Source organism: Streptomyces sp. NPDC087310 (genome assembly GCF_044744405.1).
Lineage (GTDB): Bacteria > Actinomycetota > Actinomycetes > Streptomycetales > Streptomycetaceae > Streptomyces.
This window is the reverse complement of sequence record NZ_JBIUYF010000003.1, coordinates 573605-595949: the sequence shown is the minus strand read 5'-3', so window position 1 is coordinate 595949 and position 22345 is coordinate 573605. Positions and strand designations below refer to the sequence as shown.

Below are 22345 nucleotides of genomic sequence, written 5' to 3'. Positions count from 1 at the left end.
GGACGTGGGGGGAGGCTGGCGGAATGGACGGCGGCGAGGAGCGGGCCCCGGAACAGCGCACCGCCGACCCCACCGACCCCATCGACCCGGTGATCCCCGGGCAGCGCACCGCCGGGCAGCAGTCCCCCGAACTGCGGACGCTGCGGCAGAAGGTCGAGTACATGGTGGAGACGACCTTCCCGGGACGGCGGATCTCCGGCCGGGTCTTCTCCGATCTGGTCAAGGAGCGCGGCGGCTCCCTCTCCCACAGCTACTTCTCCAACATCCTGGCCGGGAAGGTCACCCACCCCTCGGAGGACATCCTCCGGGCGCTCGGGCTCGGCTTCGGGGTCGACTGGCGCTTCTTCAAGGAGGAGTCGGAGATCGTGGACGAGGTCGTCGCGGGCCTCCAGTTCCTGGTGAAGCGCCGTACGGGCGAGATCAGCGGGCCGGCCCCGCACGGCCTGGACGACGGCGGACTCCCGCCCGAACTGCTGAAGTTCGCGCTCTCGCTCCTGGCGGACCCGAAGGCGGCGCGGCAGCAACAGGACCGGCAGCCGGACGAGGCCGGCGGACAGCCGGACCGGCAGCCGGGATAGCCGGTCCGGCTGTCCGCCGGAGCCGCCCGGACCCTCACCGACAACCGGACGCGGCGCGTGCCGACGTCCATGGAGCAGCCGCCATGACCCCTGACGCGACTCCCGCGGACTCCGCCACGAGACGGGCCCGTACGGTCACGAACGTACTCCAGCCCCGCAACCTCATCCTGGCCGCGGCGCCCGGCATCGGCCTGGCGACGGCGGGTGACTGGACCGGCATCCCGTGGGGGCTGCTGGCGGCGCTGTGCGCGGGGCTCATACCCGCCGGCTACATCCAATGGCGCGTCAAGCACGGCGCGTGGGGCGACCGCCACGTCGCCGACCGCACCCAGCGCGCGCCGATCTTCCTCGTCATCCTGGGCTCGATCGGCACCGGCGCGGCCCTGATGCTCCTGGGCGGTGCGCCGACGGGCATCCTGGCGACGATGCTCGCCCTCTGGGTCATGACGGTGGGGCTCCTGGTCGTCAACACGGTGTGGAAGATCTCGGTGGACGCGGCGGTGGCCTCCGGCGTCGTGGCGCTGCTCGCGGCGGCGCACTCCCCGTGGTGGCTGGTGGCGTACACACTGGTGGCGGCGGTCTGCTGGTCCCGGGTGGTCCTCACGTACCACACGGTCGCGCAGACGCTCGCGGGCACGGCGCTGGGCGCGACGACGGCGGCGGCGTTCCTCTTCGTCTAGAGCGGGAGGTGGAGCGGGCTCCACCCCTCCTTGGGCAGTGCGCGGGAGTGACCCCGGTGCCCGGCTTTTGGTGTGCTGATCACACCGAAACCCGACCCTCGCACCGGAGGAGCACCGTGTCGCTTCACGAGCGCCCACCCGTCATCACGCCCCCGCCCGCCACCCCGGACACCGGGATACGGGGTGCGATCAGGCGCCGCCCCATGCTCTGGTTCTTCGCCGGGGCGATGCTGCTGAGCTGGGTCGCGTGGACGCCGTACATCCTCTCGGAGACGGGACTCGGCGTCCTGGACATCCGCTTCCCTGAACTCCTCGGCAGCTCGCAGGTCCTGGGCGTCCTGCCCGGCGCCTACCTGGGCCCGATCACGGCGGCGTTCCTCGTCACGGCGGCCACGGGCGGCCGGGCGGGGCTCAGGGCGTGGGCGGCGCGGCTGACGAAGTGGCGGGTGAGCCGGCGCTGGTACGCCGGGATCCTGCTCGGCGTACCGACCGCCCTGATCCTCGCCACGTTCGCCCTGAGCGACGGCGACATCCGCTTCCCCTCGGCGGTGGTACTGGTGGCCTACCTGCCGGTCCTGCTCTTCCAGATCATCACGACCGGCCTCTCGGAGGAACCGGGCTGGCGCGACTTCGCCCTCCCCCGCCTCCAGGAGCGGTACGGACCGCTGGTGGGCACGCTGATCCTCGGCCCGCTGTGGGGCCTGTGGCACCTGCCGCTGTTCTTCAGCGAGTGGGGCGGCTGGCCGGACGTGAACGCCCTCATGATCGCCGAGTTCATCGCGGTCGCCACGACCGTCAGCCTGGTGATGACCTGGGTCTTCAACCGGACGGGCGAGAGCCTGCCGATGGCGACACTGCTGCACGTCAGCATCAACACGTACGCCTCGGTGCTGGCGATGGACATGTTCCCGACGTTCGACTTCCAGCACGACGGCAACCGCGTCCAGCTCCTCGCCTTCGGCCTCGTGGCGACCATCCTCCTGATCACCACCCGAGGCCGCCTGGGCTACCGCCCCCGCCCTGCCGGGGATCCGGGGCCCGGTTCGTTCAGGCAGCGTGGTCGTGAGGAGTGAGGTTGATCGTCAGCTCGGCGTCGAGGGCACGGGCCAGGCGTCGCAGAAGCGGGATGGTGGGGACGGTACCGCCGCCTTCGATGCGGGAGATCTGTGGTTGCTTCATACCGCAGCGCTCGGCGAGCTCGGTCTGGGACAGAACAAGCGCGGTGCGACGGTCGTAGACCATCTGGCCGAGTTCATGGGCCAGTTCGGACTCTTCATAGAGGCGGTCGTACTCAGGGTTCTCCTCAGTCGCCTCGCCCAGGAGCTTGCGGTGGCGGCGGGTCTTCCACTCGGCGTGGTTCATCGCAGTTCCTCCTTGATGTCGCGACTGTAGACGGCGTGTTCGGAGGCCGGTTCATGGCGGGCCTCGCAAGCGGCCTGGGCGGCCCGGGCGCGTTCCACCTCCGCCGTCTCGCGCATCCTGGTCTCGCGGAAGACCGTCAGGAGCACGATGCGGCGGCCGGAACCGATCCAGTATGTGATGCGCTGGGCCTTGCCGTCGAGGTCGAAGCGCAGCTCGCGCAGCTTGCCACCGAGATGGCGGGTGTAGGGCTCACCGAGAGTCGTGGCGTACTCGGCGAGCCGGTCGACCTTCTGCTCAGCGATGACGTACTGGTGGGCGGGGATGTTCTCCAGCCAGAGGCGCACCTCCGGCTCGACCTCGATCACATACCGCTCACCGTTCATAACCTTGATGATATATGGCGCGAGTGTTATACGCGAGCGATCGTCCACGCGCTCCACTGTCGCCCGCCAGGTGAAGGCACAGGGCCGCTTCCACAGGCGCCCACCCAGGGCTGGGCCCTTCGCCTGGACGGGCCGCACCCGCACCTCGGCCATCCATCGCGACGAACCCGCCCTCCTCCAGCGGACTTCGGCACCCAGCCACCCTCCCGCCAGGCCGGGTGGTCAGTCGAGGCCCTTGCGGCCCTTCGCCCAGTAAGCCTTGCCCTGGATGGTGCGGGGCCTGGTCGGCCACTGGCGGGTGTCGCGGCGTACGGCGTGGACCGTGGCCGCGTCGCCGCTGACGACCAGGTCGAAGGGGCCCTCGTACGCCGCTGCCGCCGCCCGGACCGCGGTGAGCAGCGCGGCGCGGTCGGGGGTCTTCCCGATGACCGGCGGGGTGTCGTCGGGGTGGTCGTGGACGCCCAATCCGGTGAGTACGGTGGCGAGTTCGGCCGGGTCGGTCGCCTCGAAGACGTGCCGCACGTCGGTCGTCACCGTGCGCAGCGCACAGGCCAGGCCGACGGTGGTCTCGTCGCCCACGAAGAGCACGGGCCCGGCCAGGGCGGGCAGTCGCATCGAGCGGCGCGGGCCGATGACCTCGCAGATGTCGTCGACCGCCGCGCCCCGGAACCACGCGTCCGCGGGCCCGCCCGCCGGGCCCTCCCCGCCATGGGTGAAGACGATCAGGCGTGTCAGGCCACGCTCCGTGTCCCAGCCGACGGGGGTGTAGGCCCGGAACGTCAACATGGTCCGTACCGGCCGCATTTGGAGCAGGGTCCCCGGTGTCCAGTTCGCCGTGCGGAAGGTGTCGGAGTGCAGCTCCACGCTCAGGAACCGGGGCGAGAGGCGGCTGACCTCGCTCACCGTCGCCGGGGTGAGCATCATCGCTCCGGCGAGTTCGGCCAGTTTCTCGGTCACGCGCGCCATCGGGGTTCCTGTCGGTCGGAGGACAACGGCCGTCGAGCCCCGCGGAATCGAGGGCTCCGGACGCGTCGGCTGGTGGGTAAGGCCACGCTAAGCTGACGGCGCGGCTCAGGGTGGCCAACCAAGTCCCTCAACCGGCCACCGGGCGGCGGGACTCCGGAAGGCGGCGGCATGGCGGACCACGAGGACACCGGGACCGGCCGGTGGGCGGGGGCCGGCACACCGCCGCTGGTGGCTCTCCAGGGGGAGGGCAGGCAGGGAACCGTCCTCGAACTGCACGATCACCCTCAGCACCTCCTCGGCTGGTCGACGACCGCCACCGTCTCCCTGCGGACCGACACCCGCTGCTGGCTCGTCCCGCCGACGCACGCGCTCTGGGTGCCCGCGGGCACCGCCCACTCCGTCGAGGTCCTGCGGGCGGGACGTGTCTGTGTGGTCGTCATCGGCCCCGCCGACTGCCCGATCACCTGGACGGAGCCCACAGGTGTGCTGGTCACTCCCCTGGTCCGTGAGCTGATCCTCCACCTGGACGGGCACACGGACCCCGATCCGGTCCGGGCGCGGGCCGGGCGGCTCCTGGTCGACCTGCTGGAACCGGTGCCCAGTACGACGTTCCATGTGCCGCTCCCGGAGGACCCCCGCGCGCGGCTGATCGCCGACGCCCTGATCGCCGACCCGGGCGACCCGCGCGACCTGGCGGCCTGGGCGGACGACACGCACACCAGTGTCCGTACCATCAGCCGCCTCTTCAGCCAGGAGACCGGGCTGACCTTCGCTCAGTGGCGGACGCACGCACGGGTACGGGCCGCCGTCTCCCGGCTGGCCCGGGGAGCCTCCGTCGGTGCCACGGCCCGCGCGGTCGGCTACCGCAAGCCCGCCGCCTTCTCCGCCGCGTTCCGGCGCGTCACCGGACAGCACCCCGGGGTCTACCAGCAGGCCGGCCAGGATCAGGGGCCGCGGACCACCCTGGTGGCCCCGGACACACCGGTCGTTCGCCTGCCGTGAGGGTGGGCCGCGGGCCGCAGAAACCGGTGCCGGGCAATTTCCCGGAGATCGCTTGCGGGGGCGGGTCGGCGTGCCTAGAGTTGCGGCCGCGAGGGAAACTCGCGATCCATAAAATCGGGGGACGATGTGGATTCTTTGGAATCCTTTTGCATGCCCCCGAAAAGGGGGAAAAATGCACAAGAAGGTCGGAACGGTACTCGCCCTCGCGGCTTCCGCCGTTGCCGCAGGTGTTCTCGTGGCGCCCAGCGCCTCCGCATTGCCCGCGTACGTCTGCACCACGTCCCACTCGGGAAACACCGGCTCCGCCAAGTGCGCTGACCTGGCGACGGTCGACCGTTACCGGGCCAAGGTGATCTGCGTGGACAGCCGAGGCGTGCAGACCACGTTCTACGGCCCCTGGAAGCCAGGCCGCAGCGGGGAATGGTCGAGCTACACATGCCCCGGTTCGGGGTTCTTCTATCACGTTGGATTCAACGTCGAACTGGGCTGAGTACAGCCAGCAGATGTCATTCTCTTTTGACAACGGGGAACGGGGAAAAACAATGAGCAAGAAGAAGGCGGCCCTTGCCGTCGCGGCCATCGCCATGGGCTTCGGTCTCGCCGCGCCGCCGGCCATGGCGGCCGAATCCGGCATTCAGTCCGTGGACTGCAACACATGGAGCTCGGGAGAAACCGGCTACGTCTACTGTTCCGGACTCGGAGTGGTCGGTGCGTTCCGCGCCAAGGTGGTCTGCACGGATATCCGGGGCGTCGAGACGACGGTCTACGGCCCGTGGGTCGGAAACACCAAGACGTCGAGCCGCGCGTGCCCCGGCTCGGGCTTCCTCGTCCGTGTCGGTGCGGACATCAGGGACTGATTGAGCGGACCGCGGAGCTGAACGCGGAGTTGAACGCGCAGGTGCCCCGTACCGGGAAGGTCCGGTACGGGGCACCTGCGCGACGTGTCCCTGGCTCAGCCGCCGTCGGCTCAGCCGTCGTTCGAGCTGGAGCGGCGGAAGAACTCGATCTCCGCGATCGAGACCTGCTTGTCGGGGCCCGTGCCGTACGCCGAGCGGATGATGAAGCGGACGCTGGACACCTCGCCCACCCGGAACTTCCGGCGCTGGGGGCCGCTCACCTGGTCCAGGACGATCTGGCGGGTGAACTTCGTCCCGTCGGCCCTCGTGACCAGCGCGTCGATCCGGTGCGGCAGCGCGGCCTCCGTCAGGTCGGTGGACCGCTTGGAGATGCCCGAGGTGATCATCAGGTCCAGCAGGCGGGTGGGCTCCTGGAAGCGGGCCTCGATCCACTCGCCCTCGGCGCCCTCCGAGATCCCGGGGCCCCACCAGGAGTTGCTGATCTTGTCGAAGACCAGCTTCGCGTCGTGGTCCTTGAAGGAACGGGACGCCGCCACCGTGTCCGGGCTGACCTGGGCGCGCTTGGCGAAGTGGTCGCGTGCGGCGTTCCACGCGTTGTCGACGTTGAAGGCGGCGAACACCAGGAGCCCCAGCGCGAGCGCGCCGGCGATCCAACTGAAGATACGGCCGATACCGCGCCGCAGCCTCGGGCGGTCCCCGGCCCACGGGGCCGGGCGCTCGCCGGCGCCCCACCACATACGGCGCCACCAGGGCCGGGGCGCGTCCGCGACCTGGGTGCGGTCCGTGAGGGCCATGGCGCAGCGGCGGCAGAAGTGGCGGTCGGGGCGGTTGCCGGTGGAGCACCAGGGGCACGGGGGGCCGGTCTCGTCGGCCGGTTCCGCACCGGGGGCCTGGACGCGGGGGCGGGCGGCGGCGGGGCGACCCGGGAGGACCGGTGCCACGTCCGGTGCCGCCGGGCGCCCGTTCGGGTCGGCGACGGGGACGAGGAGGGCCCTGGCGCGCTCCGCGTCCGCGGCGGAGGACGCGGAGGACGCGGAGGACGAACTCGCCGCCGGGGCCGAGGTGGCCGACGGCGGCTGCTGGGAGCGGGTCGGGATCGTGGGCGTGGTGTCCGGCTCTTCCGTGTCCGGCTCCACGATGTCCGGTATGTGCTCACGCCGTGCCGGAGTGCTCGGCGTCCGGTCCTCCGGGGTCCCGTCCGCCGGGGTCCTGCCCCCCGGAGTCCCGCCCTCAGGAGCGTGGTTCTCCGGTGTCCGGTTCTGCGGGGTCCGGTCCTGCGGGGTCCGGTCCTGCCGCGCGTGGTCCTCCGGCGCCGCGTCGCGCGGCTCCTCGGGCTCGGCGCGGGCGGGTTCGGGCGCCGCGTCCGCGGACGCGCCCGTCGCCGCCGCGCCCGTCGGACGTCCGGCCGTGGGCGTCCAGTTCAGGACCGCACCGCAGCCGTCGCAGAACGACTCGCCCGGGTCCGGTCGCGTACCGCACTCCGCGCAGTTGCCCGCTCTGAGCCCGGACTTCCCCGGTTCTTCGGGTCCGGGCGCCGGCGAGGGTGATGGCGAGGAAGAAGTCTGGCTGGTCACCTGTCGGACGTCCTTTCGGCGACGGTCACCTGGACCGTGTAAGGCATATGGGCGGGGCGGGCCGCCGCGACCAGGCGTTCCAGCCGGTGCGCGTCGGCCGGGCCCGGGTCGGGCAGCCGTACGGTGACGTTCAGTGCGGGTCTGTGCTCGCCCGGGACCGTTCCCAGCGGGCGCGCTTCCCAGGTGGCCGCGCCGCTCTCGGTGATCTCCGGCTCCACGCCGAAGACCAGTCGGACGGCCTCCGCCAGCCCGCGCCGCGTGCCGCGGATACGGTGCAAGCGTACGGCCGCGGAGACTGCGGCGCGCAGTGCCGCCGTCGTCTCCGGATCGGGGAGGTCGCCCGACGCCAGGGCGGCATCGTAGCTCCCGGTCTCCGCTCCCACCCAACTCCCCAGCCAGCGGGTGAAGTCGGCCGGGGCCAGGGACGGGACGAAGTAGGTGTCCAGGCAGTCCAGGACGTTGTGGAACGGCGCCCACACCTCGTCCAGGCCCGCCACGAAACGCTGCGCCAGGTCGTCGTCGGCGAAGACCGCGGGCAGCCGCATCCCCAGCGGGGACGACGAGGCAAGACCGTCCACCGAGCCGCGCGTGCTCGTCCCCGCGACGCCGTCGCCGGTCACGACGCGTCGCCGATCACCCGGACGCGGTGGTCGAACGAGAAGACCAGCGCCGGGGCCTGGAGGTCGATCCGCTCCGTCGGGTCGCCGCGCTTGCCGCTGAGCGGGTCGGCCGGGTGCAGCAGCACCTCGTCCACCAGCTCGACGCCCGGCACCCGTTGCAGCACCGCGAAGATCTCGCCCGCCTGCACCGGACGCCCGAACGGCCAGCCCGTGCCGTGCGCACCGCCGGTCAGCGGATCGAGGTGGCGGTAGAGCGCGTCGTGCGCCTGGCGGCGCACCCGGTCGGTGTCGGTGCCCCGGAAGGCGTGCACCGTGGCGACGACGGTCACGCCCTGGTAGTACGGCGGGCCGACCGCCAGCCGGGTCCCGATCAGGCGCCGCTCGTCCAGGTAGCGGGTGATCCGCGCCAGCAGGGCGTCGCTCGGCACGAGTTGCTCGAACCGCAGCCGCCCGCCCAGGTCCGAGACGGCCTGCGGCACCACCAGGACCCGTACGGCGTGCGCCCCGTGCTCGTCCGGCTCCGCCTCCAGACAGGTGATACGGGCCGTCTCGGGCGCCGCGCGCCGGGCCAGTTCCTCGTAGTCCCGCAGCGTGACGGCCCGGTCCTGGGCGCTGAGCGCGATCGGTGCCCGGAGCTTCGCCTCCTCGACGCTCTCGCCGTCGACACCGCCCCGCGCGGCCTCCCGGTTGCTCACCTCGGAGACGTACGGGACGGAGTCGCGCAGCAACCGGATCGCGCCGCGCGCCACGTTGCCCGCCTTGCCGCCGCCCGTGCGGTAGCGGTTCGCCCGGATCGGGGCGCCCTTGGGCGGGACCGCACCGTACTGGCGCAGGGTGCCGTCCGCCTCGCGTACGGCCGGGCCGAAGGCGATCTCACCGGTCGTCGCGTCGAGCGTGAAGTGCCGGTCGTCGGGGCCCGATGCGGCGAAGTGGCCGACGCTCTCCCAGTCGGTCCAGCCGTCGCGCTCGGCGACCTGGAGCAGCAGCGGGGGCACATCGCCGACGACGGGCGTACGGGCCAGCCGCAGCCGCAGCCCCGGCAGCCCGGTGGCCTCGCCCAGCGCCTCGTCGCGCACCGTCTCGGCGTGCACGACGCTCGTGGTGCCGCCGATGGTGAACGCCTCGGAGGAGCGGACGGTGGGCGAGTTGGTGTAGAACGGCTGGTCCTGGAGCGGCTCCGTGACCCGGCAGCGCAGCCATCCGGCCTCGCGCCGTGCCGTACGGGAGAGCGCGTGGCCGCCGGGGACGTGCAGCACGACCTCGCCGGGGCGGTTGAGACCACCGGTGGTGTCCCGCTCGACCTCGCAGGCGACCCAGCCGTCCGCCGTCCACGCCTCCCAGACCAGCGGGGGCTGCCGGGGGTCCACACCGACACCGTCCACCTGGCTGTCGAGCTCGATGACGACCGCGCAGTCCGGTACGGCGGCGCTGAGCCCGAACAGCACGCGGTCGCCGGGGCGCGGGGACTCCCCGAAGCAGTGCACGTCGTTGGCCTCGGCGAGGTCGGAGGTGTGGTCGACCGGCTGGTCGCCCTCCCGCTGTGTGACGAGGTACGACAACTCGCACGGGACCACCGTGAGTTCACGCTCGGTGGCGAAGACGATCGATTCCTCGTCGTGGGCCCGGGACGAGGCGACCTCGGTGCCCGTCGCCACGATCAGCGGCTGCTCCTGCGGCGCCGACAGCCAGAACGTGACATCGGCGCGCGCCGCCGACGGCGGGAAGAGGGTGATCCCGATGAGGTCGAGGAACGCGAGGTGGTTCTTCTCGGGCACCCGGTTCAGCCGGTACACGATCTGGTCGGCCATGTGCGCGACCGTCTCGACCAGGGTGACCCCCGGGTCCGAGACGTTGTGGTCGGTCCACTCGGGGGCGCGCTGCTGGATGTACCGCTTGGCGTCGTCCACGAACTGCTGGAAGCGGCGGTCGTCGAGGTTCGGGGAGGGGAGGGCCATCAGCGGTCGTTTCCAATGTGTGCGTCGGACGTGCCGGACCCCTCGGGTCCGTCGTGTGAGGGGATGACATAGAACGGGAAGACCAGGCTGCGCGGGTTGTTGGTGCCCCGGATCGCGTAGCGCACGTCGATGTAGAGCACACCGTCGTCGTCCCCGGCGGTCACCGTGACGTCCTCCACCTCGATGCGCGGCTCCCAGCGGTCGAGGCTGGAGTACACCTCGTGCTGGATCCGGCCTGCGGTGGCCTCGTTGACCGGGGCGAAGACCATGTCGTGGATGGCACAGCCGAATTCGGGCCGCATCGGGCGCTCGCCCGGAGCGGTGGCGAGGACGAGCCGGATGGCCTCCTCGACCTCGCGCTCCCCGCTGACCATGGCGATGCCACCGGTGGGGCTGATGCGCATCGGGAAGGCCCAGCCGGAGCCCACGAACTGTTCGGCCATCAGACACCTCCTACGGTCAGGATCGGCTTCATCTTGGAGGTGACCAGGGGCGCGTTCAGACCGATGCTGATGCCGGAGCCGATCAGGACGGCTGCCGGAGAGTTCACGTTCACCGCGGCCGTGCCGAGGAGGGACAGCGCGGTGCCCCTGATGTTGAGAGGGCCGCCGGAGGCGATGCTCATCACCCCGCCGCTCTGGATCGACACGCTCCCGCCCGCCGACAGGGACAGATTGGTGCCCGCCCTGACGGACACCGACGTGGATCCCTTGATGGACACCTTGCCCGCGCTGTCCACGGTGATCTCGGTCTTCGTCCGGTCCAGGTTGATGACGAGCCTGTTGTTGCCGGTGGAGAGCCGCACCCCGCGCTTGCGGCCCACGCCCTGGTCGAGCAGGTCGATACGGTTGTTGCTGCGGTCGGCCAGGGTGCGCCGGGTGACCTTGCCGCGTGTCGCGTCGTACGGCGGCACGTCGACGGTGCCGGGCTTGTCCTGGCCGTTGTAGAGGCCGCCGATCACGAACGGGTGGTCGAGGGCGCCGCGGTCGAACGCGACCAGCACCTCGTCGTTGACGTCCGGGCCGATGAGGCCGCCGCCCTTCACCCCGCCGAACTGGACCGTACGGACCCAGTCGGTGGTGTACGTGTCGTCCAGCCACGGGAACTTCAGCTTGACCCGCCCCTGCTTGAGCGGGTCCTTGATGTTGGTGACCAGGGCGTTGGCGACGCTCGGTATCCGGGACGTGTCCCCGCCGCCCCCTCCCCCGCCGGAGGTGAGCCCGTACAGCGAGCGCCACTGGCGCCCGGTGACGGTCAGGTGCGTCAGGTAGTGCTCCTGGTCACCGAAGGTGTGGCGGGCCCCGGTGACCGTGTACTTGCCCTCGAAGGGCTCGCCCACGTCCGCGAGGGTGACCGGGATCCCGGGGCGCAGCTCGGGGTTGCCGCGCGCCATGACGTCCACCTCGGCGAAGGAGGAGGTGACGTCGTCGGAGAGCGACTTGGCCGCCTTGTCGGTCTCGGCCGTGCTGTCGTAGGGCTGGTCGGTCGCGACGAGCCGGGCCTTGCCGAACCGCGCCGTCACCTGGGCCGGGGTCGTACCGATCTTGAAGCCGTCGTTCTTCAGGGCGCCCTCCGTGCTCACGGCCTCCTTCTTGTCCTGGACGCTCCAGCCGCGGACCTCGACCTGGGCGACCTGGTCGGCCGAGGTGACCGCGGACCGGCAGCGCAGGATCTCCACCCCGCCGGCCAGGACGAACGGGCTCTTGTCGCTGGGAGTGCTCACCGGCGGGGCGGAGGCGGCCGGCTTCCGCTTGACGAACTGGAACTTGCCCTCCGAGTTGATGTACATCACCATCTCGGCCTCTTCCGCGAGCCGCTGGACGAACTCCCAGTCCGTGACATTGGGCTGGCTGATGAACTCGTACTTGGCGCCGGAGGACTCGACCTTGCCGAGCGGGACATTGCTCTTGCGGGCCAGTTCCTTCGCGATGTCGCTGCCGGACTTGTTGAAGTACGCCTTCACGCGCCGCTGCCGGAACATGCGGTGGCCCTTGTCGTAGCCACGGATGACCGTGAACGTACCGGAGGCGTCGTAGTCCGTCTCCAGGGCGGTGATCTCAGCGGTGATCAGCGGGTTCTGCGCGCCGTCGCCGTCCGTGACGGGCGCGATGACCACCTGCTCCCCGATCTTGGCGTTCAGATCGCCGAGGAGCTTCCTCTTCTGGTCACGGAAGGTGAGCTGGAACGCGCCGGGCACTCCGGAGCCGAAGTCGACCCAGCCGCCCACGAGTTGCTTGTCCTCGGGAGACTTGAGCTTCTTGCCCGCGATCTTCACGTAGAGGATCGAGGAGAAACCGATCTCGGGCATCAGGCTTCCTCCTCCTCACCCGCGGGAAGCATCAGTTCGGTGCCGGGGGTCAGCACCGACGGGTTGTCGATGCCGTTGGCCTCGGCGATCGTGCGCCACGCGTTGGCGTCCCCGTACTCCCGCCAGGCGAGCGACTGGAGCGAGTCGCCCGCCACCGACCGGTGCACCCGCCGGGAGGTGAGCGCGCCCGAGGTGGGGTTCTGGCCGAGCGTGTCGCTCGGGATCTCGTGCAGGCTCACCTGACAGGTGGCGCGGATCGGCATCCCCGTGGTGTTGAAGAGAGTGTACGAGGCTTCCACCGAACTCACGTACGCGTTGAAGCGCGCGGTGGAGAAGGCGCCCCACTCGAAGATCACCCACGGGGTGGAGGGCTGCTTCGCCGCGATGCTGGCGGTGGTCGTCTCGCAGCAGGAGAAGAGCGATTCGACCTTCTTGCGCACGTCGTTGCTGTCCGGGTCGTCCGAGCGGTCGAGGAAGATCTCCACCGTCATCTCCCGGGGCTCGGGCCCCATGAACTCCGGGACGGCGCCGTCGCGTACGGCGGCCGTGGGCGTGGTCTTCCAGTTCGCCCGCCGGGTCAGCGACAGTTGGGACGGGTTGAAGTCGAATTCGAACATCTTCATCAGCGCACCGGGCTTGGTGCTGCTGCCGATCGGCGGCTGATGGATGGCGAGCGTCGCCCGTACCAGGCTGTCACCGATACCGAAGCTGCTGAGGTCCATCGGTTAACCCTCTCCCCCGGCTTCCGTGAAGCCGTGATGCGCGATCTCCAGGACCTCCGTCGCCACGGCGGGACTGTTCGGGTCGAAGGACGGCCCGCGCCAGCTCACCGGAAGGACGTCGAGCAGCCCCCACTGGGCGACGATCGAACCATTGGCGCGCAGGGCGACGATCTGCGCGGTGGGCCGGGTCACCCCGGTGGTGATGGAGGAGATCCAGGCCGCGACCTTCGACGTCTCCGGGCGGAGCGGGCGCGTCAGCGTGATGTTGGAGTAGCTGATGCGGGTCGGCAACTGCCAGACGAAGCCGTTGTTGCCGCCCTCCTGGCGCTGCTCGATCTCGACCTGGGAGGCGAGACCTTCACAGCCGTTGAACGTGCCCAGGCTCTCACCGTCGATCGAGAGGTGGAAGAAGATGGTGGTGCCGGGATCGAGCTCCTGGGACATCCAGTGGGCCTTCCTGCGGTTACGCGTGCGGGAGCGGGGTCGGTGGGGGCGGATCAGGACGTCAGTGGTCGCGCAGCTTCCCGATCCGCTCACGGTCCTGCCGCAGTTCGGTACGGAGCAGCCGGGTCAGCGGCCCGATCAGCCGGTGGACCAGCTCCGCCATCTGATCCTCCTTGAGCTCACGGGGCCTGAACTGGCTGGTCACGGAGGGCGGGGTCGACGTCTTCGAGGAGTCCTGCCCCGAGGAGCCGTCGCCCGAGGACACGCTGTGCCGCGTCGACCCCCGCCCGGCGAACCCGCCGCCCTTCCCACGGGACCCGCCACGCCCGCCGACGTCCCGCTGCACCGCGACATCCCGCTGAACGGCCACGTCCCGCTGTATCGCGACGGAGGTGGCGCGGCGGGGCGCGGACGCCGTGACGGGCGCGGGCGCGGCCGCCGGAGCGGGCCGGACGGACTGCGGGACGGCCGGGGGCCCCACGGCCGGGGTCGCGGCGGCCCGCTGCACCGGGAGATCCACGGGCGGCCGGGGCGCGGCGGGGGCGAGGGACACGACCCGGTTGGGCGCGGCCGGCGTCGCGAGGGGGGCGCCACCGGGGGCGGGGGCGCTGCCGGTTGCGGGGACACCGGTCGACTGGATGCCGGTCGACTGGACGCCGGGGGCCGGGGCGCCGGGGGCGCTCATCACCGGCGTACGGACGAAGCCGCCCGGGGCGGAAGGCGCCGGCGCAGGGGCCGGAGCCGGACCGGCGGCCGGTCCGGCGGTCGGTCCGGCGGTCGGTCCCGAGGCCGCGCGCTGCACGACGGGGAAGGCCGGGGCCACACCGCTGAACCGCAGCCCGTCCGTGCTGAGTTGTACGGGCGGACCCTCCGGAGCGGGTACGGCAGCCGGGGCGGGCGCGGAGCGCTGGACGGGGGTGTGCCGACCGGGCTGCGCGGGGCGCGGGGCGGCGGCACGCTGCACGGCAGGGGGTACAGCGGGTGACACGGCCGGTTGTACGGTGGCCGACTTCACGGCGGCGCGCTGAACTGCCCCACCGGGCCCCGGAGCGGACGGGCCTGACGTGCCTGACGGGCTGGCGGCGTCGGCCGGTGCGGTACGGCGCAGCGGAACGGCCGCCGGGGCGGCCGGGGACGCGGGGGCCACGGACGTCGGAGACGCGGGAGCCGCGGGGGCCGAGGAGGTCAGCGGCCCGGAACGGGGCTGCGCGGCCAGCAACGGCCGGGCGGCGGGACCCGGGGCAGGGGCCGAGTCCGGAGCCTGGGCCGGTGTCGGGGCAGCGCCGCCGGGCGCGGCGGCCCGCTGCACGGGAGCCGCCGGGCCCCTGGAACCGGGCGCGGGGGCCACGGCCCGCTGTACGGGAGCGGCGGAGCCGCCGGAAGCGGGAGCAGCGGCCGGGGAAGAGCCGGAAGCGGAAGCTGCGGGCAGCTTTCGCAACGGTGTCCCGGCCGGACGCGGAGCCGCGGGCGCGGTACGGGACACGGGGGCCGAACCGGAGGAGCGCGCCGTCATCACCGGCCGGGCGGAGCCCACCAGCGGAGCGGCGGGCGCGGGGCCCGGCCGGAGCACCGAGGGGGCCTCCGCCGACGCGGTGGTGACGGCCGACGCGCCCTGCGACGGCGCCCGCTGGACGGACGGGGCGGACGGAGTGGACGTACTGGCCGGCGCGGCCGGAGGAGGCGCCACGGGCAGCGCGGACGGCGCGGGCGCGCTGCTCTCGGGAGCGGGCGCGGAGACCGGGACCGGCGCGGAGACGGGAGCCGCCGCAGGACGTGCCGGACGTGCCGCACTCGGTGCGGACGGAGCAGACGCGCCCGTGGCCGATCCGGAACGGGAAACGGAAGCCGACGCCGAAGGTGCGGAGGCGGAGGAAGAGGCGGGAGCTGAAGCAGGCGACGGGGCAGGGGCGTTCACGGCGAGCCGCTGCACCGGCGGAGCGCTCGTCGGCCCGCCGGACGGGCCGGCCGGACCGGGAACGCGCGGACCGGAACCCGCCGGAACCGAAGGACCGGTGGGCGCGGCCAGGCCGGGACGGACCACCGGTTCCGGTCGGGCCGGCCCCGGGCTCGTGCGCGGGGCGCCCGCAGCGCCGGTGGGCGGAGCGACGGAGCGCTGCACGGGCGCGGCGCCACCACCGGAACCGGCGACCGGCGGCACGGGGCCCGGCCCGCCGGTGGAGGCGTCAGGCGCCGCGAGTCGCTGCACCGGAGCGGTTCCACCGGTCGCGGGGGTCGGCGTTCCGCCGGAGGTACGCGGGCCCGGCGCGGCGGGAGACGGCCCGCTCGCACCAGGACGGACCGGGGCCGATCCGGTGCCGGAGGAACCGGACGCGCCCGGCGCGGTGAGCCGCTGCGCGGACGGCCGGGCGGGCGGCGGGGTCGCCGAACCGCCGGACTGCTTCTGCGGAGCGCGCTGCACTATCGGCGGCCGTCCCGAACCGGGCGTACCGGACACGGGGGCGCCCAGCAGGGAACGGCGCGGCGGCGGCGGTGTCGACGCCGACGAAGAAGGCGACGAAGAAGGCGAGGCCGAGGAAGAAGAAGAGGAAGCCCGGGAGGGCGGGGGTACGGCGGGGCCCGCGCTGGGCGCGCCCAGCGCGGTCGAACGGCTGCCGGAGCTACGGGGCGCCGCGCTGCGCTGAACAGGCGCCGGGGCTACCGGAAGAGCGGGTTCCGCCGACGGCGTGGGCCGGGCGGGGCCGCTGCGGGCGGGAGCCGGGGGCGTCGGGGCGGCCGGAGGCGTGGCCGGGCCCGTCGCGCCCCGCGGCCCCCCGGGCCGGGGCCCGGGGCCCGGCGGGACGACCGGGGCCGATCCACCGCCCGTACCGCTGCCCGAGTCGCCCTCGGGCTCGCCACCGGACCGCTTCGGACCGGGCGCGACGGCGCGCTGCACCGGAGCCACCGGAGCGGGCGACGGAGAAGCGGGCGCGGGCGCGCTCGACGGCCCCGCGACAGGGAGCGCCGGGGAGGCAGGCGCGGCCGGAGGAGGCGACACGGGCACGGGAGCCGCGCTCGTACGAGAAGCGGGCGACGGCGCGGCAGCCCCGGACGCGGAAGCCCCGGAAGCGGCCGACGACCGAGTGGGCCGAGGCGGAACAGGAGCAGGCGCGGGCGCGGGCGCGGGAGCAGGCGCGGCGACCAGCGGCGCGGAGGCTGCCGCAGAAGGAGCCGCCGCAGAAGCAGAACGAGAAGCAGAAGGAGAAGCGGAAGGAGCAGCAGCAGGAGCCGCCGTGCGCGGCGCTTCCGTACGAGGAGCGGCGGTACGGGGAGCAGCCGTGCGAGGAGCCGTCGTTCGTGGCGCGGCCACCGGAAGCACCCGGCGCTGCGCGGTGCGCGGCGCGGGAGCCCGGGTCAGGGCGCGCTGCACGGGCGCGGGGGCCGCCGTGGCCCCGGAAGCGGAAGAAGTGGTGGAAGAGGCGGCGGGACGGGGGCGTACCGGGGTGACCCGGGGGCCCGTCGCGCGCTGGATCGCGGGGGCCGCACGGAAACCGCCCGTACCGCCCGCACCAACCGCATCCGGCGCACCGGCGCCCGCGACCGTGTCGTCGACCACCGCGACCGGCAGCGAGAGCGAGGGCTCACCGAGTCCGCCGGACCTGGAGGTCGAGGCGGGTGTCAGGGCGTCCCGGATCAGGCCGGTCGGCGCGCTGTCGAGAACGGCGTGCGAGAGCGTCCCGGTGAAGGAGGGGTTCTGCCAGGTGGCCAGCGTCCCGGAGAAGGTGGCGGACGCGACCGCGTGCGAGGCCGGGGCGCGCTGGATCGGCGGCAGCGCGGCCCAGCCCCGCCCCCCGGCGGGCGCCACGGAAGCGGAACCGGAACCGGAAGAACCGGAACCGGCCCCGGACCCGGGGGCGCCGGCACCGGAGCCACCGGCGTCCGAACCCGGGACGGCCGCACCGGAGGCGTCCTGAACAGGGGCGGGGGACGGCCGTACGCCGTCCCCTTCCCCACCCACGGCACTGGCACCGGAGCCACCACGGCCCCGGCCCCGGAACCGGTCGAACATTCCCATTACCGCTCCCCCGTCGCGCGCGTCACCAGCGTGGCGATCTGTTCGGCGTACCGCCGACGCTCGCGGTGTTCGAGGTCCAGGATGTCCTCCAGGCTCCAGTGGAAGTGGTAGGCGATGTACGCGACCTCCTCATGGATGCGGTCGGTCGCGTACGTCACGATTCCCCCAGGCGGCTCCCGCCGAGTTCGACCTCGAACGGCTGCTCGCAGTGCGGGCAGTTGACCCCGGCCCTCGTGTGGCCCTCGGCATTGATCTGACGGTAGAAGTCCTGGAGGAAGGCGAGGTCGGAGGCGAACATGTTCTCCACCACGCCGTCGTGCACCATGGGCACACCGCCCAGCCGGGTGATGACCCGGCCGAGCAGGACCACGGACAGATACGCGGGGTTCTGCTGAACCCGCAGATCCGTCAGCGGGATCAGTTCGTCCCGCGCCGTCGCCAGACGCATCGTCCCGTCACGGTGCACGACGCCTTCGCTGTCCACGTATCCACGCGGCAGTTCGAACGCGAACTCCGTACGCATCCGCTCCCTTTCAGGCTCCCGCCGCACGGCGGGTTCCGGTGCCGGGGCGGGCGCGGGGGCCGGCGCCGGCGCGGGCGTCTGAGCCTGCGCCGGTGCCGGTGCCTGTGCCGGAACCTCGTCCCCCGGAGCGGACTTGGTAGGTACCCCTCGGCGCATTACTCGATTGACATTTCTTCGTAGGTGATCGTGACGGTCTCGGTGAGCGTGCCCGCCTCACCGGCCTTCAGCGCGCTGCCCTCGACGGCGCAGCACCAGGCGTTGCGCATGTTGTAGCGCCGTACCGGGTTCATCTGGTAGTCCATCACCACGATGGTGGCGTTCTTGCGCGCCGACCCCATGTCACCGCGGATCGAGTCCTTGATCCAGGTGTCGAAGGCGTCGGACATCGTCATACCGCGGACGACCGTGGCCTCGCCCGCGACCTGGACGCCGGGCGCCTTGGAGGTCGTCGGCTGGCCCTGGGCCGAGTTCGACTTGCTCTCGATGACGTCCTGCTTCATCGTCAGGCCGGTCGCCTCCTGGAGGTACTCGACCAGGACGCCGTCGATCTGCAGTCCGAAGTTGTGTGAAGTAAAAGAGTCATGAGGCTGAAGACTCATGGAGCGTGCTCCTTCTGCTACCGCTACCGCTGTCGCTACTGCTGCCGCTACCGCTTACGCCGTCGCGCTTCCTGTTACCGCTGCCACCGCTCCAGCCGCTGTCACGCCGGCCACGGCGGCTGCCGCTTCCGCCCGTCGGGCGAGCCGGCCGGCGGAGAACCGCCGGCCGGCGAAGAAGCCGCCTTCTACTCCTCCAGCTCGCTGCCGGCACCGGAGATCTGCGCCAGCCGGAAGATCACGAACTCGGCCGGCTTGACCGGCGAGACGCCGATCTCGCACATCACACGGCCGAGGTCCACCGACTCCGGCGGGTTGGTCTCCTCGTCGCACTTCACGTAGTACGCCGCTTCCGGCGTGGCGCCGAAGAGCGCGCCGCTGCGCCACTCGGTGATCAGGAACGCCGAGATGTTGCGGCGGATACGGGCCCACAGCGCGTGGTCGTTCGGCTCGAACACCACCCACTGGGTCCCGATGAGGATGGACTCCTCCAGGTAGTTGAAGTACCTGCGGACGTTGAGGTAGCGCCAGGCCGGGTCGGAGCTCAGGGTACGCGCACCCCAGACGCGGATACCGCGGCCGGGGAAGGAGCGGATGCAGTTGATGCCGAGCGGGTTGAGCAGGTCCTGCTCGCCCCGGGTGACCTGCATCTCCAGGTCGACCGCGCCGCGTACGACCTCGTTGGCGGGGGCCTTGTGCACACCGCGCTCGAAGTCGTTACGGGCCCAGATGCCCGCCACGTGACCGCTCGGCGGGATGAGCCGCGTCTTGCCGGTGGCCGGGTCGAACGCCTTGATCCACGGGTAGTACAGCGCCGCGTACTTGGAGTCGTAGTTGGACGTCTCCTGGCGCCACACCCGGATCTGGCGGGCGTTGAGGCCCGGCGGGGGGTCGATGATGGCGAGCCGGTCGCCCATCATCTCGCAGTGCGAGATCAGGCCGAGCTGGACGGCCTTGACGGACTCCAGGTCGATGTCACCGCGCTGGTAGGCGGACATCAGGTCGGGGACGGCGACCATCGAGACCTCGTCCACCGCCTCAAGACCGCCGAAGCCGGTACGGTCCGCGGAGTCGCCCAGGTAGTGGGCGACGCCCACCTCCTCGGCCTCCACCGCGTCCGGAACGGCCGGGGCCGCGGCGGGCGCGGTGGGAACGGCGAGGGCGACCGTCTGGTTCTCCGGGCGGGCGAGCTGCGAAGCAGCGGCGGCCTCCACCACGGTGATCAGCTTGGAGCGCTCCTTGACCTGGGTGACCACATAGTTGCGGGCGCTCTTCTTGGCGGAGACGTCGAAGGTCTCGACGGGCTTCGCGCCGTCCTTGACGATCAGACGGAAACGCTCGGCCGGGCCCTCGCCCTCGGCGTCCGCGACCTCGACGCTGAGCGAACCGCTCTCGCCGGGCGCGACGGCCGACACCTTGAAGGTGCCGAGCGCCGTGGGCTCCGCGGCCGTCAGGGCCAGGGGCTCCGCGCCACCGGCGCCGACGGCGGACCGGCCGCGCCGGCCGTTGACCGAGTCGGTGCCCTCCGCGGGCGCGCCCGACACTCCGCCGCGCGCACCGCCCACACGGACGACGTAGGCGGCGGCTCCGCCGTTGTTGAAGAAGCCGTACACCGAGTGCGCCAGGAAGTAGCCGTCGGTGAATTCACCGAAGGACGCGACGTACTGCGTCCAGTTGGTCACCAGCGTCGGCTCGTTGAGCGGTCCTTCCGGCGCCAGCCCGACAAAGGCCGCCACGGAGGTGCCCACACCCTCGATCGGACGCGAGCCGCTGGCCACCTCTTCCACGTATACGCCCGGCGACAGGTAAGACGGCATGCTCTGCTCTCCTCGGGGTACAAGACAAGTCGTCATCTCACTGTCACGCGCGTACCCGCAGGTTGAAACGTCCTGCGGTACCTGACCGAGGGCATGTTTTCTGCCCTCGTCGGCGGGAACCGCCCGCGCGGGGTGTGACCACGGCGGGGCGCAGGGCCATCACACCAGGGCGCCGGGCCGGAAAGCCTGCCTCTTCGGGCATCCCGACGGTCCCGCCGGACAGTTGACCGTGCCTGACCCGGCGGGCCGCGCGGGCCCCCGACGGGCACGGTCCCCGGCACGTACCGGACGGAAGGCCCCGAGGGCAGCCGCCGGAGCCCCTTCGGGCAGCGGCCGTACCCGACGGCTTCTGACCCCGTCCCGCCCGGGGCCACTAGCGTCCGGGGGGTGACCATCTGGACAGCTCTGGAGCCCGCCTCGACCACCGTCGACCCGGGCAGCAGCACCACCGTACGACTGCGTCTGCGCAACACGGGTGATGTGGTCGACGAGTACCGCTTCGAGACGGTCGGAGAGGTCGCCCCGTACGTGACGGTCGAGCCCCCTTCGGTGCGGCTCTTCCCGGGCACCACCGGGGTCGTGGAGCTGACGTTCGCCCCGCCCCGTACCCCGGACTCGGCTGCCGGACCACATCCGTTCGGGGTGCGGGTCATGCCCACCGAGCACCCGGAGGCCACCACGGTCGCCGAGGGCAACGTCACCTTCACCCCGTTCATGGAGGTACGGGCCGAACTGGTCCCGCACACCGTCAAGGGACGCTTCAAGGGCCGGCCCCGGCTGGCCGTCGACAACCTCGGCAACACCAAGCTCACCGCGTCGATCAGCGGCGGCGACACCGGCGACGAGCTCTCCTACGAGATCGTCCCCTCCAACGTCCAGATCGAGCCCGGCCGCGCGGCCTTCGTCGACGCGACGCTCAAGCCCAAGCAGATCACCTGGGCGGGGCAGAAGCAGCAGCGGCCGTACGAACTGGCGGTGCGGCGCTCGGGGACCGAACCCCTGCCGGTGAACGGGACGTACGAGCAGCGCAGCGTGCTGCCCTACTGGCTGATGACCGCGCTGAGCCTGATACTCGCGCTCACCATCGCCGGCGTCGTCCTCTGGTTCGCCTACAAGCCGCAGGTCCGCAGCGTCGCGCAGGAAGTGGCCCAGAAGCCGGTGTCGAGCGCGCTGCCGGAGGCTCCCGCGCCGAAACCGTCCGTGAAGCTGCCGGAGGACGACACGCCCGCCGAGCAGCCGAAGACGGACGACGGGGACAAGGAGGAGAAGGAGGAGGAGAAGGGCGGCGGCGGGGAGCCCAAGGAGGAGAAGACGGGCGGTCCGCTGCCCATCACCTCGGAGGACAAGCCCAATCTCTTCGTCCAGTTCGCCCAGGTACGGCTGGCGAAGGGCGCCAGCGACTGCAAGCTGACCGGCGACTACACCGTCGGCAAACTGGACCCGGCGACCCAGGCGGCGCTGGAGTGCTTCCAGAAGTCCAACGACAAGAAGTACGGCACCTTCAGCGCGCTGGAGAAGACGGACGGGCTCGGCAACCTGGGCCGCACCACGATGACCGCGCTCCTGTCCGCCCACTTCGTCGGGAAGGAGTCGCTCCCGCTGACGAAGGGCGAGGAGGACCCGGAGGTGCCGTGGGTGCGGAACATCCTGGTCTGGGGCACCCAGGCGGAGATCGACCAGGGCGACCTGGCCACCACGGTGCCGCTCACGAAGGCCAACATCGAGTACCTCCGGGGCGGTCCGGTACTCAAGCAGCCGGTGACCGACTCCCTCGCGGGGTGGATCAAGCTGTACCAGTCGCAGACCGACACCGAGCAGACCGGGGTGCTCGACGGGATCACGCTCAACCAGATGAAGGCGGGCTGGACCAAGGAACTGGACAATCCGGGCTCGGTGACGGCCGAGGACTGGCTCCCGGCGCCGATGGAGTGACGGTGAGGTGACCG

Annotated in this window: 24 protein-coding genes; 9 read left to right on the top strand and 15 right to left on the bottom strand. The window is 72.1% G+C overall.

What is annotated here, in order from left to right:
- Window positions 1–23 precede the first annotated feature (23 nt).
- From ACIO3P_RS13270 to ACIO3P_RS13260, 3 genes are all read left to right on the top strand, one after another.
- The gene (locus tag ACIO3P_RS13270) at window positions 24–578 is read left to right on the top strand and encodes a hypothetical protein (RefSeq protein ID WP_401791721.1); all 555 of its coding nucleotides are present in this window, start codon (window positions 24–26) and stop codon (window positions 576–578) included.
- Between the two features lie 83 nt (window positions 579–661).
- Window positions 662–1258: a hypothetical protein gene (locus ACIO3P_RS13265; RefSeq protein ID WP_401791720.1), complete on the top strand. Its 597-nt coding sequence runs from the start codon at window positions 662–664 to the stop codon at window positions 1256–1258.
- 116 nt (window positions 1259–1374) lie between these two features.
- The gene (locus tag ACIO3P_RS13260; protein WP_329824293.1) at window positions 1375–2331 is read left to right on the top strand and encodes a type II CAAX endopeptidase family protein; all 957 of its coding nucleotides are present in this window, start codon (window positions 1375–1377) and stop codon (window positions 2329–2331) included.
- Here ACIO3P_RS13260 and ACIO3P_RS13255 read toward each other — a convergent pair.
- The 3 genes from ACIO3P_RS13255 to ACIO3P_RS13245 all read right to left on the bottom strand — a co-directional run bounded on the left by ACIO3P_RS13255 (window position 2306) and on the right by ACIO3P_RS13245 (window position 3969).
- Entirely contained in the window at window positions 2306–2620 is a 315-nt protein-coding gene (locus ACIO3P_RS13255) for a helix-turn-helix transcriptional regulator (protein ID WP_329824294.1), read from the bottom strand. The two genes, ACIO3P_RS13260 and ACIO3P_RS13255, sit on opposite strands and share 26 nt — an antisense overlap.
- Window positions 2617–3003, bottom strand: coding sequence for a type II toxin-antitoxin system RelE/ParE family toxin (locus ACIO3P_RS13250; RefSeq protein WP_401791719.1), 387 nt, complete (start codon window positions 3001–3003; stop codon window positions 2617–2619). Before ACIO3P_RS13250 ends, ACIO3P_RS13255 begins: the two co-directional genes overlap by 4 nt.
- 222 nt (window positions 3004–3225) lie before the next feature.
- Window positions 3226–3969: a siderophore-interacting protein gene (locus ACIO3P_RS13245; RefSeq protein ID WP_401849259.1), complete on the bottom strand. Its 744-nt coding sequence runs from the start codon at window positions 3967–3969 to the stop codon at window positions 3226–3228.
- 168 nt (window positions 3970–4137) lie between these two features.
- Here ACIO3P_RS13245 and ACIO3P_RS13240 point away from each other — a divergent pair, with 168 nt between their 5' ends.
- From ACIO3P_RS13240 to ACIO3P_RS13230, 3 genes are all read left to right on the top strand, one after another.
- Window positions 4138–4971, top strand: a complete 834-nt coding sequence (locus ACIO3P_RS13240) for a helix-turn-helix domain-containing protein (protein WP_401791717.1) — start codon at window positions 4138–4140, stop codon at window positions 4969–4971.
- A gap of 172 nt (window positions 4972–5143) precedes the next feature.
- Window positions 5144–5461, top strand: a complete 318-nt coding sequence (locus ACIO3P_RS13235) for a hypothetical protein (protein WP_329824298.1) — start codon at window positions 5144–5146, stop codon at window positions 5459–5461.
- Window positions 5462–5513: 52 nt separating this feature from the next.
- Entirely contained in the window at window positions 5514–5828 is a 315-nt protein-coding gene (locus ACIO3P_RS13230; protein ID WP_329824299.1) for a hypothetical protein, read from the top strand.
- 110 nt (window positions 5829–5938) lie between these two features.
- Here the strand turns inward: ACIO3P_RS13230 and ACIO3P_RS13225 are convergent, their stop codons facing one another.
- The 8 genes from ACIO3P_RS13225 to ACIO3P_RS13190 all read right to left on the bottom strand — a co-directional run bounded on the left by ACIO3P_RS13225 (window position 5939) and on the right by ACIO3P_RS13190 (window position 14439).
- On the bottom strand, window positions 5939–7402 hold the full coding sequence (locus ACIO3P_RS13225; protein ID WP_401791716.1) for an NADase-type glycan-binding domain-containing protein: 1464 nt from the start codon (window positions 7400–7402) through the stop codon (window positions 5939–5941).
- Complete coding sequence (locus ACIO3P_RS13220; RefSeq protein WP_329824400.1) at window positions 7399–7947, bottom strand: phage tail protein; 549 nt, start codon at window positions 7945–7947, stop codon at window positions 7399–7401. The genes ACIO3P_RS13225 and ACIO3P_RS13220 overlap by 4 nt, the downstream gene beginning before the upstream one ends.
- A gap of 71 nt (window positions 7948–8018) precedes the next feature.
- Window positions 8019–9977 (bottom strand): putative baseplate assembly protein, encoded by a 1959-nt coding sequence (locus ACIO3P_RS13215; RefSeq protein ID WP_329824301.1) that lies wholly within the window; start codon window positions 9975–9977, stop codon window positions 8019–8021.
- Window positions 9977–10420 carry a GPW/gp25 family protein gene (locus ACIO3P_RS13210; RefSeq protein WP_329824302.1) on the bottom strand — a complete coding sequence of 148 codons (444 nt, stop codon included), beginning with the start codon at window positions 10418–10420 and terminating at the stop codon, window positions 9977–9979. Before ACIO3P_RS13210 ends, ACIO3P_RS13215 begins: the two co-directional genes overlap by 1 nt.
- Complete coding sequence (locus tag ACIO3P_RS13205; RefSeq protein WP_329824303.1) at window positions 10420–12285, bottom strand: VgrG-related protein; 1866 nt, start codon at window positions 12283–12285, stop codon at window positions 10420–10422. Before ACIO3P_RS13205 ends, ACIO3P_RS13210 begins: the two co-directional genes overlap by 1 nt.
- A complete protein-coding gene (locus ACIO3P_RS13200; protein WP_329824304.1) occupies window positions 12285–13007 on the bottom strand; it encodes a peptidase M23 in 723 nt (240 codons plus the stop codon). The genes ACIO3P_RS13205 and ACIO3P_RS13200 overlap by 1 nt, the downstream gene beginning before the upstream one ends.
- A gap of 3 nt (window positions 13008–13010) precedes the next feature.
- Complete coding sequence (locus tag ACIO3P_RS13195) at window positions 13011–13451, bottom strand: phage tail protein (RefSeq protein WP_329824305.1); 441 nt, start codon at window positions 13449–13451, stop codon at window positions 13011–13013.
- A 61-nt stretch (window positions 13452–13512) separates the two neighbouring features.
- On the bottom strand, window positions 13513–14439 hold the full coding sequence (locus ACIO3P_RS13190) for a hypothetical protein (protein ID WP_401849257.1): 927 nt from the start codon (window positions 14437–14439) through the stop codon (window positions 13513–13515).
- Window positions 14440–14515: 76 nt separating this feature from the next.
- On the opposite strand from ACIO3P_RS13190, the gene ACIO3P_RS13185 reads away from it, so the two are divergent.
- On the top strand, window positions 14516–16093 hold the full coding sequence (locus tag ACIO3P_RS13185; protein ID WP_401849256.1) for a hypothetical protein: 1578 nt from the start codon (window positions 14516–14518) through the stop codon (window positions 16091–16093).
- A gap of 633 nt (window positions 16094–16726) precedes the next feature.
- On the top strand, window positions 16727–17362 hold the full coding sequence (locus ACIO3P_RS13180) for a hypothetical protein (RefSeq protein WP_401849255.1): 636 nt from the start codon (window positions 16727–16729) through the stop codon (window positions 17360–17362).
- Window positions 17363–17462: 100 nt separating this feature from the next.
- On the opposite strand, the gene ACIO3P_RS13175 is transcribed toward ACIO3P_RS13180, so the two are convergent.
- The 4 genes from ACIO3P_RS13175 to ACIO3P_RS13160 all read right to left on the bottom strand — a co-directional run bounded on the left by ACIO3P_RS13175 (window position 17463) and on the right by ACIO3P_RS13160 (window position 20399).
- Window positions 17463–17621: a DUF6760 family protein gene (locus ACIO3P_RS13175; protein ID WP_329824309.1), complete on the bottom strand. Its 159-nt coding sequence runs from the start codon at window positions 17619–17621 to the stop codon at window positions 17463–17465.
- Window positions 17618–18142 (bottom strand): hypothetical protein, encoded by a 525-nt coding sequence (locus ACIO3P_RS13170; RefSeq protein WP_329824310.1) that lies wholly within the window; start codon window positions 18140–18142, stop codon window positions 17618–17620. Before ACIO3P_RS13170 ends, ACIO3P_RS13175 begins: the two co-directional genes overlap by 4 nt.
- A complete protein-coding gene (locus ACIO3P_RS13165) occupies window positions 18142–18585 on the bottom strand; it encodes a phage tail protein (protein WP_329824311.1) in 444 nt (147 codons plus the stop codon). The genes ACIO3P_RS13170 and ACIO3P_RS13165 overlap by 1 nt, the downstream gene beginning before the upstream one ends.
- A 185-nt stretch (window positions 18586–18770) precedes the next feature.
- Window positions 18771–20399, bottom strand: a complete 1629-nt coding sequence (locus ACIO3P_RS13160) for a phage tail sheath subtilisin-like domain-containing protein (RefSeq protein ID WP_329824312.1) — start codon at window positions 20397–20399, stop codon at window positions 18771–18773.
- A gap of 387 nt (window positions 20400–20786) precedes the next feature.
- Here ACIO3P_RS13160 and ACIO3P_RS13155 point away from each other — a divergent pair, with 387 nt between their 5' ends.
- Window positions 20787–22331 carry a hypothetical protein gene (locus ACIO3P_RS13155; RefSeq protein ID WP_329824313.1) on the top strand — a complete coding sequence of 515 codons (1545 nt, stop codon included), beginning with the start codon at window positions 20787–20789 and terminating at the stop codon, window positions 22329–22331.
- Window positions 22332–22345: the final 14 nt, after the last annotated feature.

What these genes read in the sequence shown, in the direction of transcription:
- ACIO3P_RS13270 (WP_401791721.1), top strand. Translation starts at nt 24, where the DNA reads ATGGACGGCGGCGAGGAGCGGGCCCCGGAACAGCGCACCGCCGACCCC.
- ACIO3P_RS13265 (WP_401791720.1), top strand. Translation starts at nt 662, where the DNA reads ATGACCCCTGACGCGACTCCCGCGGACTCCGCCACGAGACGGGCCCGT.
- ACIO3P_RS13255 (WP_329824294.1), bottom strand. Translation starts at nt 2,620, where the DNA reads ATGAACCACGCCGAGTGGAAGACCCGCCGCCACCGCAAGCTCCTGGGC.
- ACIO3P_RS13250 (WP_401791719.1), bottom strand. Translation starts at nt 3,003, where the DNA reads ATGAACGGTGAGCGGTATGTGATCGAGGTCGAGCCGGAGGTGCGCCTC.
- ACIO3P_RS13245 (WP_401849259.1), bottom strand. Translation starts at nt 3,969, where the DNA reads ATGGCGCGCGTGACCGAGAAACTGGCCGAACTCGCCGGAGCGATGATG.
- ACIO3P_RS13240 (WP_401791717.1), top strand. Translation starts at nt 4,138, where the DNA reads ATGGCGGACCACGAGGACACCGGGACCGGCCGGTGGGCGGGGGCCGGC.
- ACIO3P_RS13235 (WP_329824298.1), top strand. Translation starts at nt 5,144, where the DNA reads ATGCACAAGAAGGTCGGAACGGTACTCGCCCTCGCGGCTTCCGCCGTT.
- ACIO3P_RS13230 (WP_329824299.1), top strand. Translation starts at nt 5,514, where the DNA reads ATGAGCAAGAAGAAGGCGGCCCTTGCCGTCGCGGCCATCGCCATGGGC.
- ACIO3P_RS13220 (WP_329824400.1), bottom strand. Translation starts at nt 7,947, where the DNA reads ATGCGGCTGCCCGCGGTCTTCGCCGACGACGACCTGGCGCAGCGTTTC.
- ACIO3P_RS13215 (WP_329824301.1), bottom strand. Translation starts at nt 9,977, where the DNA reads ATGGCCCTCCCCTCCCCGAACCTCGACGACCGCCGCTTCCAGCAGTTC.
- ACIO3P_RS13210 (WP_329824302.1), bottom strand. Translation starts at nt 10,420, where the DNA reads ATGGCCGAACAGTTCGTGGGCTCCGGCTGGGCCTTCCCGATGCGCATC.
- ACIO3P_RS13205 (WP_329824303.1), bottom strand. Translation starts at nt 12,285, where the DNA reads ATGCCCGAGATCGGTTTCTCCTCGATCCTCTACGTGAAGATCGCGGGC.
- ACIO3P_RS13200 (WP_329824304.1), bottom strand. Translation starts at nt 13,007, where the DNA reads ATGGACCTCAGCAGCTTCGGTATCGGTGACAGCCTGGTACGGGCGACG.
- ACIO3P_RS13195 (WP_329824305.1), bottom strand. Translation starts at nt 13,451, where the DNA reads ATGTCCCAGGAGCTCGATCCCGGCACCACCATCTTCTTCCACCTCTCG.
- ACIO3P_RS13170 (WP_329824310.1), bottom strand. Translation starts at nt 18,142, where the DNA reads ATGCGCCGAGGGGTACCTACCAAGTCCGCTCCGGGGGACGAGGTTCCG.
- ACIO3P_RS13165 (WP_329824311.1), bottom strand. Translation starts at nt 18,585, where the DNA reads ATGAGTCTTCAGCCTCATGACTCTTTTACTTCACACAACTTCGGACTG.
- ACIO3P_RS13160 (WP_329824312.1), bottom strand. Translation starts at nt 20,399, where the DNA reads ATGCCGTCTTACCTGTCGCCGGGCGTATACGTGGAAGAGGTGGCCAGC.